The organism is Symbiopectobacterium sp. (genome assembly GCF_051710365.1).
Classification (GTDB): Bacteria; Pseudomonadota; Gammaproteobacteria; order Enterobacterales; family Enterobacteriaceae; genus Symbiopectobacterium.
Genome location: NZ_JBPETA010000144.1, coordinates 1 through 7,705, shown reverse-complemented (window position 1 = coordinate 7,705; position 7,705 = coordinate 1). Strand labels below are relative to the sequence as shown.

The window sequence follows — 7,705 nt, the reverse complement described above, 5'->3', positions numbered from 1 at the left end:
CAAGGTTACGGATGGTAACGTGGGGAGTACTCATGCTGATTGGTCTGCAAAAAGCAGTAATAAATTCAGAACGTCAGAATACCGTCAAGTCCCGAAAAAAGAAAAATCAGGTGCGGAATGACGGATTAACGCAACACGCATCAGATATTGGTGCGGATGCGGTGATGATTGTGAATCCCTATTATGCACTGATGTCCGATGAACGCCTTTATAATCATTACAAGTCTATTGCTGATGCGGTGGCTATTCCGCAATTATTATATAACTTCCCGGCATTAACCGGACAAAACCTGTCCGTAGAATTAATTGGTCGTTTGGCAGACAGCTGCGCCAATATTGTGGGTATCAAAGATACCGTTGATTGCATGAGCCATATTCGCCAGGTGATCACGGAAGTGAAAGGCCGTCATCCTAATTTTCTGGTGTTCTGCGGCTTTGATGAATAAGCCCTCGATACGCTGCTGCTCGGCGGTGATGGCGTGATTCCCGCCACCTCCAATTTTGCGCCGGAAATCACCTGCGGTATCTATCAGGCATTTTTGGATAAAGATATAGTTGCGGTGCAAGCGCTGCTGCGCCGCCTGGCCGTGCTGTCGAAGATCTATACCCTGGAAGTGTCTTTTACCGGCCTGATAAAAGAAGCGATTCGCCTCACCGGTTCGTCAATTTCTGCCGCCGTGTCCGCTCCCGCGACGCCGCACAGCCCGGAAATGAAACAGCACCTAATCGCGCTGCTGCGTGAGGCTAATATCGCCATTGGGGAATAATCTCCCCACGTTACAGAGACGTTGCTGCTAAGCGCGTCTCTGTAGCCCAACCTTCAGGAAGAAACCCATGCTGGATAAATCAGTCATCACCACAAAACTCACCGCGTTGTATCAGGAGATCATTGCCATCCGTGAGGATGATGCCTATCTCAAATCCATCGGTGCCTACGGTTCAGATATGTCTATCGAACTGTGGGACTGGTCGCAAGGCGTCGGATTGTATGGCATTTGGCGCTTGTACCAGGCGACCGGGGATCAGACCTATGTCGACTACCTGAGCGCCTGGTTTGAACGCCATCAGGCTGAAGCGGCAGTAATGTCAACCACGTCGCACCGATGCTGACGCTGGTGTCGCTGCTGGAGCAGCAGGAAAATGCGCAGTGGCGCGCGCTGGTGAATGAATACGGCGAGTGGATTGATCAGGGCCTGCTGCGTACCGAAATGGGGGGATTCGCCCACACCACGGCTACGCGCAATAACGAAGGGCAATTGTGGGTCGATACCCTGTTTATGAGCGGCCTGTTCCACGTTAAGGCCGGACAACTGCTCAACAAGCCTGCTTATTGCGAAGAAGTCATCTACCAGTTTTTGTTGCATACGCAATTTTTAAGAGATCCCGTCAGCGGTCTGTGGCGGCACGGCTGGCATTTCACAGAAAAACACCACTTTGCTGGAGCGTTGTGGGGCCGGGGCAATGGCTGGGCGGCGATAACGGCGGTTGAACTGCTGGAATTAACGCGAGCAAGCCACTCTGCGTCATCGCGTTTTATTGAACAGAACTTCCTGCGCCAGAGCGAAGCGTTGTTAAGCGTTCAGGCGGAAAACGGCATGTGGCACACGCTGCTCAACGATCCACACAGTTATCAGGAGTCGTCGGCGACGGCGGCGATTGCCTACGCTTTTCTGAAAGGGTATCGACTCGGCATTCTCGATAGCCGCTTTGCCGATGCTGGTGTTAACGCCATTGCTGCGCTGCTGGCGCGCATCGATCAACAAGGGCAACTGGCGGAAGTCTCTTCCGGTACACCGGTATTTATGACATTGCCAGAATATACCGATGTGCCGATTCGCCAGCGCTCCTATGGGCAATCATTGGCAATGCTGGCGTTAGCAGAAATGTTGCGTCACCCTAATCTCTTGGGCACTAAGCCCGTCTGATACACCGGTTTGCATGGCAAGACACCGTTTCTTGCCATGCTGATTCTGCCCTTTTCTTTGAACTGCGTCACTGTTCTGCAAGCGCTCTGGCCGAGATATTTCTTTTGATGAAAATTTGCATTATGCTAGCTGAAGCGTTTCAGTTGGCGTAATTAGGGCGATTGATCCCGAATAACGGCGAACTTATCCCGCAGATGGATCGTCAAGTGCCAGGGCGTTGCCCGAGAATAGTCTTACTTAACAGTTTATTCCGTTGTTGGTACTGATTATTCTATACCCTAAATAATTCATGTTGCAGGAAGGCGGCAAGGGAGCGAATCCCGATGAGCTTACTCAGGTAAGTGATTCGGGTGAGTGAGCGCAGCCAACACACCTGCAACGTGAAGTATGACGGGTATATACCCTACATAATTCGAGTGTTCAGCTTGATACAGAGAATGCGATGACAATTCGTATTGCGATAAACGGTTTTGGTCGTATTGGCCGCAGTGTGTTACGGGCACTGTACGAATCCGGACGCCGGGTCGATATTAGCGTGGTGGCGATCAACGAGCTGGCGAGCGCGGAAGGTATGGCGCACCTGCTTAAATATGACACCAGCCATGGACGCTTTGCCTGGGATGTTCGCCAGGAGTGCGACCAGCTCTACGTGGGCGATGACGCCATTCTGCTATTGCATCAGCGTGAAATTGAGGGGCTGCCTTGGCGAGAGCTGGGTGTCGACGTGGTGCTTGATTGCAGCGGCGTCTATGGAAGTCGTGCGCACGGCGAAGCACATCTGTCCGCCGGCGCCAAGAAGGTGCTGTTTTCTCACCCCGGTGCCAATGATATTGATGCCACCGTGGTGTTTGGAGTCAATCACGATACGTTGAAGCCAGAACACCACATTGTGTCTAACGCCTCCTGTACCACCAACTGCATTATCCCCATTATTAAATTGCTGGATGAATCGTTCGGCATTGAAAGCGGCACAGTCACCACGATCCACTCTTCGATGAACGATCAGCCGGTGATTGACGCGTACTACAGCGATTTGCGCCGCACCCGCGCGGCCAGCCAGTCCATCATTCCCGTGGATACTAAACTGGCGGCAGGCATTACGCGTATCTTCCCGCAGTTTACTGACCGTTTTGAGGCGATTTCGGTACGCGTGCCAACCATCAATGTCACTGCCATTGATTTGAGCGTAACGGTAAGGCAAGCGGTAAATGTTAATGAAATCAATGCGATTTTTCAAAAATCAGCGCATGGAGCATTTCGTGGTATAGTTGACTATACGGAATTACCTTTAGTTTCAGCTGATTTTAATCACGATCCGCACAGTGCCATTGTCGACGGTACGCAGACGCGGGTCAGTGGATCGCACCTGATAAAAACGCTGGTCTGGTGCGACAACGAATGGGGCTTCGCCAATCGCATGCTGGATACGACACGCGCGATGGCAGTCTGCGGTTTTTAGTTATATGCAATTGAATTATCAGGGATTTTAATCTCGATCACACAACTTTATAAGAGAATCAACAAGAGGATTCACCATGTCTGTAATTAAGATGACCGATCTGGATCTGGCGGGTAAACGCGTACTGATTCGTGCGGATCTGAACGTGCCGGTTAAAGAAGGTAAAGTGACGTCTGATGCGCGTATCCGTGCGTCGTTGCCGACCATTGAAATTGCCCTGAAACAAGGTGCGCGTGTCATGGTGACTTCCCACCTGGGACGCCCGACCGAAGGGGAATACAACGAAGAATTCTCCCTGCTACCGGTTGTTAACTATCTGAAAGATAAAATTTCTTCTCCAGTTCGTCTGGCGAAGGATTATCTGGATGGCGTTGATGTTGCCGAAGGCGAGTTGGTGGTTCTGGAAAACGTTCGCTTCAACAAAGGCGAGAAGAAAGACGACGAAGAGCTGTCGAAGAAATACGCAGCGCTGTGTGACGTGTTCGTCATGGATGCCTTTGGTACGGCGCACCGTGCTCAGGCTTCTACCCACGGTGTAGGCAAGTTTGCTGATATCGCCTGTGCAGGCCCGCTGTTGGCAGACGAACTGGAAGCGCTGGGTAAAGCGCTGAGCAACCCAGAGCGTCCGATGGTGGCTATCGTCGGCGGTTCTAAAGTGTCTACCAAACTGACCGTGCTGGGCTCATTGTCCAAAATTGCTGACCAACTGATCGTCGGCGGCGGTATTGCCAACACCTTCGTGGCGGCACAAGGTCACAACGTGGGCAAATCGCTGTACGAAGCGGATCTGATCCCTGAAGCGAAAAAACTGCTGGAAACTTGCGATATTCCGGTACCGAGCGATGTGCGCGTGGCGACGGAATTCTCCGAAACCGCAACCGCAACCTTGAAGTCTGTTACTGCCATCAAAGATGATGAACAGATTCTGGACCTGGGTGATGTCTCCGCTGAGCGTCTGGCCGATATTCTGAAAAATGCCAAGACCATCCTGTGGAACGGTCCGGTTGGCGTGTTCGAATTCCCGAACTTCCGCAAAGGGACTGAAATCATCGCTCAGGCGATTGCAGACAGCGAAGCGTTCTCCATCGCTGGTGGTGGTGATACGCTGGCCGCGATTGACCTGTTCGGTATTGCAGACAAGATTTCTTATATTTCTACCGGCGGCGGTGCCTTCCTGGAGTTCGTGGAAGGTAAAAAACTGCCTGCGGTAGTCATGCTGGAAGAGCGTGCTAAGCAGTAATGCCGCTTTGCAGGGGGTGTCACCCGGCAACCCGTTGCTCCCTCGTCGAGTGGGCAACGGTGGGTTCGGACGCTGTGCGTCCGGCCCGTAGTCAATTATCTCAACCCTCCACGGCCAACGAGACGGGACACGTAACATGTCTAAAATTTTTGATTTCGTAAAACCTGGTGTCATCACTGGCGATGACGTTCAGAAAGTTTTCGCAGTAGCAAAGGAAAATGGCTTTGCTCTGCCCGCAGTCAACTGCGTCGGTACTGACTCCGTCAATGCGGTGCTGGAAGTGGCAGCGAAAGTTCGCGCACCGGTTATCGTTCAGTTCTCTAACGGGGGGGCCGCGTTCACAGCGGGTAAAGGCCTGAAAGCGGAAGGTCAGAAAGCCGCTATCCTCGGTGCCATCTCTGGCGCACAACACGTTCACCTGATGGCTGAACACTACGGCATTCCTGTTATCCTGCACACTGACCACTGTGCGAAAAAACTGCTGCCTTGGTTGGATGGCCTGCTGGAGGCTGGTGAAAAACACTTTGCCGCAACCGGCAAGCCGTTGTTCTCCTCCCACATGATCGACCTGTCGGAAGAGTCTCTGGAAGAGAACATCGAGATTTGCAGCGAATACCTCAAGCGCATGGCAAAAATCAACATGACGCTGGAAATCGAACTGGGTTGCACCGGCGGTGAAGAAGATGGCGTGGACAATAGCCACCTTGATAACTCCGCACTCTACACCCAGCCGGAAGACGTGGCTTACGCCTACGAAAAATTGCACGCCATCAGCCCGCGTTTCACCATCGCGGCATCGTTCGGTAACGTGCATGGCGTATACAAACCGGGTAACGTGCAACTGACGCCGAAAATCCTGCACAATTCGCAGGAATATGTCTCCAAGAAATTCAACCTGCCGCACAACAGCCTGGACTTCGTGTTCCACGGCGGTTCCGGCTCTACGGCAGAAGAGATCGCCGAAGCGGTGAGCTACGGTGTGATCAAAATGAACATCGACACCGACACCCAATGGGCAACCTGGGAAGGAGTGCTGGCGTATTACAAAAAGAACGAAGGCTACCTGCAAGGGCAGTTGGGTAACCCGGAAGGCGCAGACAAGCCGAACAAGAAGTACTACGATCCGCGCGTTTGGCTGCGTGCTGGCCAGGCAACCATGGTTGCTCGTTTAGAAAAAGCGTTTAAAGAACTGAACGCGATCGACGTACTGTAATCTATATTAATAAGTGCATTGATAAACAATGCATGAAAATAAGAGGCTCCTTTTATCAGGAGCCTTAATTTTTTCTGGCCCGCTTTGCGGCCATTTTGGGTGTGAACCATCCCTTTCAAAGGGTGAAATGCAAAAAAGGGGAGAGTGCAAATGGAAGAACTGGATGTAACCGAAAGCCTGAGCCGTATGGGGCAATGGGTGGTCAATAATGAGGCTCTGCTGATTCAGTATGCGGTGAACGTGGTGGCCGCCATTATCATTTTGCTCATCGGCTTGCTGGTGGCTCGTGTGGTATCTAACGGTATCAGCAGAGTGATGGTGGCGCGGGGCATTGATATCACCGTGGCGGATTTTCTCGCCGCATTGGTGCGTTACGGGATTATTGCCTTTACGCTGATTGCAGTATTGAGCCGCATTGGCGTGCAAACCGCATCGGTGATTGCGGTACTGGGTGCCGCTGGTTTAGCGGTGGGTTTGGCGCTGCAAGGCTCGCTGTCAAACTTCGCGGCGGGTGTTCTGCTGGTGATGTTCCGCCCGTTCCGTACCGGTGAGTTTGTCGATCTGGGCGGGGTTTCTGGCACGGTGACGCAGGTGCAGATCTTCTCCACAACGATGCGCACGCCAGATGGTAAAATCATCGTTGTTCCCAATGGGAAAATCATTGCCGAAAACATCATTAACAGCAGTCGTGAGCCGGACAGACGCACCGAAATTATCGTTGGCGTGGCCTATGATGCTGATATTGACCAGGTCAAAACGGTGCTGGGGGATATCGTCGCGGCTGATAAGCGCATCCAGCATGAGCGTGGCGTCACCATCCGTTTGAATGAAATGGCCGCGTCATCACTGAATTTTGTCGTATGGGTCTGGACGACCAACGGTGATGCCATGGCGGTGAAATGGGATCTGTTAGAAAATTTTAAACGGGCGTTGGATGAGCATCAGATCTGCATTCCCTATCCGCAAATGGATGTGCATTTGCATCAACCCCCGTCAACATCAACGAAGGCGTAATTTTCGTTAGTCCTTTTTAGGCATCCGGTGCTAAGCGCACGGATGCCTAAACGCTTTCACTCGAAAAGCAAAAAAACAGCCAGCGTATCAACCTACCCTAACCATTGTTATTGGTTGATATGTGTCGCGTTATGAAACTTGATAAAACCCTGTATCCCCACACCGTGGCGATCGCGATTTTTGCCATCTCACTGTTGTACACCGGGAATCGGCTTTTTTCCGCGCAAAGCCAGGCAGTGATGGTCATTGAGACGTTTCAATCCTTATGGCTGCGGTTTGGTGCGCTGTTCACTTGGTGCTATATCAGGCCGTTGCGACGTGAGACTGCTGCGAAGTCCTTTTGGCTCTGGAGCATCAGTTGGTGGATCTTATTGTTTGGTCGGGGGATCAGTTGGGGACGGGATTATTTCCCGGATGAGCCTAAGCTCTACTTTCGCATTATCTCCATCGTGTTGATTGGCGTGACGGCCTGTGCGCTGCTGTTGCCCGTGATTCGTCAAGAGGTTATTCGCCGTTTCCGGCAAGAAAGCCTGCCGGTGTGGGATATCCTATTGTTGGTGCTCTATTTCGTTATCGTCGATACCATCGAACACCACCGCTTATTTGCTTTTCTCTTTGTCTACGACACCGCGCGTACGGATTTGCTGGAAGAGCTGTTTGAACTGCCCTTTATGTTTTCGCTGTTTGCCATTGCGTTCCTACTGCAACGTAATGAAAAGCAGACCGGAACGGCTTTGTTGAATAAATCAGAACTTGTAACGACTGTGCCCCATCGGGTCGATTGTTACGTGATGCGAATACTGTTCGGCATTCCTAATAGCGTGATCCGGTTAAGCGCTTTGACCATCGCCATG

General features: G+C 51.8%; 4 protein-coding genes and 3 pseudogenes. 6 read left to right on the top strand and 1 reads right to left on the bottom strand.

Features of this window, described 5'->3' with window-relative positions:
- Positions 1-11 precede the first annotated feature (11 nt).
- The 6 genes and pseudogenes from ACTBDZ_RS12765 to mscS all read left to right on the top strand — a co-directional run bounded on the left by ACTBDZ_RS12765 (position 12) and on the right by mscS (position 6,851).
- A pseudogene (locus ACTBDZ_RS12765) lies at positions 12-767 on the top strand (dihydrodipicolinate synthase family protein).
- Between the two features lie 67 nt (positions 768-834).
- Positions 835-1,925: pseudogene (locus ACTBDZ_RS12760) on the top strand (glycoside hydrolase family 88/105 protein).
- A 442-nt stretch (positions 1,926-2,367) separates the two neighbouring features.
- Positions 2,368-3,384, top strand: a complete 1,017-nt coding sequence (gene epd / locus ACTBDZ_RS12755; protein WP_438815591.1) for an erythrose-4-phosphate dehydrogenase — start codon at positions 2,368-2,370, stop codon at positions 3,382-3,384.
- Between the two features lie 76 nt (positions 3,385-3,460).
- Complete coding sequence (pgk, locus tag ACTBDZ_RS12750; RefSeq protein ID WP_438815590.1) at positions 3,461-4,624, top strand: phosphoglycerate kinase; 1,164 nt, start codon at positions 3,461-3,463, stop codon at positions 4,622-4,624.
- A 136-nt stretch (positions 4,625-4,760) separates the two neighbouring features.
- Complete coding sequence (gene fbaA / locus ACTBDZ_RS12745) at positions 4,761-5,837, top strand: class II fructose-bisphosphate aldolase (RefSeq protein WP_438815589.1); 1,077 nt, start codon at positions 4,761-4,763, stop codon at positions 5,835-5,837.
- A 150-nt stretch (positions 5,838-5,987) separates the two neighbouring features.
- On the top strand, positions 5,988-6,851 hold the full coding sequence (mscS, locus tag ACTBDZ_RS12740; RefSeq protein ID WP_438815588.1) for a small-conductance mechanosensitive channel MscS: 864 nt from the start codon (positions 5,988-5,990) through the stop codon (positions 6,849-6,851).
- 784 nt (positions 6,852-7,635) lie between these two features.
- On the opposite strand, the pseudogene ACTBDZ_RS12735 reads toward mscS, so the two are convergent.
- Positions 7,636-7,705 (bottom strand): annotated as a pseudogene (locus tag ACTBDZ_RS12735) (surface-adhesin E family protein); the annotation flags it as partial.